Source organism: Arthrobacter sp. H14, assembly GCF_000520495.1.
Lineage (GTDB): Bacteria > Actinomycetota > Actinomycetes > Actinomycetales > Micrococcaceae > Arthrobacter_C.
Genome location: NZ_KI914699.1, coordinates 1 through 1,798, shown reverse-complemented (window position 1 = coordinate 1,798; position 1,798 = coordinate 1). Strand labels below are relative to the sequence as shown.

At 59.1% G+C, this 1,798-nt stretch carries 2 protein-coding genes; both read left to right on the top strand.

The window, feature by feature from the left end; translation table 11 throughout:
* The first annotated feature begins 311 nt into the window (after positions 1–311).
* Positions 312–695, top strand: a complete 384-nt coding sequence (locus Y707_RS0120545; RefSeq protein ID WP_026536450.1) for a hypothetical protein — start codon at positions 312–314, stop codon at positions 693–695.
* Positions 695–1,468, top strand: coding sequence for an RES domain-containing protein (locus Y707_RS28010; RefSeq protein WP_051442265.1), 774 nt, complete (start codon positions 695–697; stop codon positions 1,466–1,468). Before Y707_RS0120545 ends, Y707_RS28010 begins: the two co-directional genes overlap by 1 nt.
* The last annotated feature ends 330 nt before the right edge of the window (positions 1,469–1,798 follow it).

The window sequence follows — 1,798 nt, the reverse complement described above, 5'->3', positions numbered from 1 at the left end:
GGTGCCACACCCATATCCAGGGCCTTCACCGCCGCGAAAAGATGGCCGCCGCCAACCAGTAACAACGGATATCCAGCCGAGGTTCTGCCCGTCGTCTCCCCAGGCATCCGATTTTGCTCTTCCTGCTGGTAGCCATGACCAGGCTGTTATGAAGCGACCTGCAGTATTCGAGGGCCATCGCCAAACTTATGCTCCGCGGCACCCAGGCATTTATACGTCTTTTATCGGTGGATTTATTGTCGCTTTAGAGTCCATTATGGGCCACTTTGGGGGTACTCTGGGTATATAGGGCCAACGAGGAGATGAGTATCATGAGCATCGAGACTATTGCCGGTGCCGCCCATGCCAGGACGGCGAGATTGGGTGTACGGGAGATCGTCCGGCGGCTAAATGCCGCGCTGGGGGCTACGCTCGTAGCTGCTTTGGCCGGCAGCAAGGACCGCAAGACCAGTTACAAGTGGGCGCAGCAGAATGGTCCTACTCCGAATGCGGCGGCGGTGAAGCGCCTGCAGTTTGCCTATACCCAGTGGATCGTCGTGTCCGAGGCTGAAGGCGAACATGTAGCGCGGATGTGGTTTATCGGCGCCAATCCATGGCTCGGTCATGATTCACCGGTTGATGCCGTCAGGGAGGACCGGTTCCGTGAAGTGGCAGCCGCAGCGGCGGCAATGGTCGATGACGGATTCATTGGTTAATGCGGACCTGCACGAAGACCGGCCTGGCACTGGTGGATGGGCCGGTTCCGGCCTACCGCGTTGCCAAAGAGTCCTATGGTCCCCTCAACCCCCAGGAACGAGGCCTTCTCTCGGATGACCGGTCAGATTGGTACCGGTTTGATACGCCCGGCCGGACCGTTTACGCGGCCGAAGATCCGCAGACGGCTTTTCTGGAAGCCCTGTCATGGGCGAGGATGACTGCCGCGCACAAGGATCACCTCGAAAAGACCGCAGCTTTTTTCGATGCACCTGTCGAGACGATCCGGCGTGAGGTCGAAGAGCAGTGGCATGCCAACGGACATATGGCTCCAGGATGGATCCCTGCCAACTGGCGTGAGGGCCGGCTGCTGTATTGCCTGCAGTTCGAACCGGGGCCGTGGGTCGATATGGCCCATGCTGACACTATTGCCGCATTGAACGGTGCGCTGGGCAGCTTATTGTATGAAGCCGATATCGACGAAACCCTGACGCTGGCAGAGATCACCAGTGGCCGACGCGAGATCACGACGCTGCTCGCCTCATGGGTCCGGGAGCAAGTCCTCGACGATGGCTCCTATCCCATGGGTGTCCGCTTTCCATCCAAGCACGGCGCATCCGGACACGGGCATGGCTGGTGCTTTGCCTTCTGGATGCGGCGGGCCGATGTTGGCCTGGAAGACGATCCGGTCACCGCCGACCCAGGACAGGCGATCGCCAACGACAATCCTGCTTATAACTTCGCCCGTGACCGGCACGGAATCATGTCCCGCTGACCACCGCCCATGCGGGAGCATGCTCTTATTCGCAGCCAGTTCCGTCGCCGTTTATCTGTAGTGCCTACAGCGATGTCTTCTGAATCAATCCAATTGGAAGCTCAGCCGACACTCCGATTAAGTTGACACTCTTATCCGTATGTCTTCTGTAATGTGCATCACGTGGTCACTGGTGTCCGCTATTTTCGTGCTCAACGAATTTCTCTACCTGATGGTCGTCGGTCTGCGACGGTGATCGGGCCGGATGGTGTTGCGGCTGCAGCCGAGGACTACCTCACCTACCTCGAGGCTTTGAACCGCTCGCCCCACACCATCCGCGCCTACGCCAGC

Coding starts and splice junctions, on each gene's coding strand:
- Y707_RS0120545 (WP_026536450.1), top strand. CDS start 312: ATGAGCATCGAGACTATTGCCGGTGCCGCCCATGCCAGGACGGCGAGA.
- Y707_RS28010 (WP_051442265.1), top strand. CDS start 695: ATGCGGACCTGCACGAAGACCGGCCTGGCACTGGTGGATGGGCCGGTT.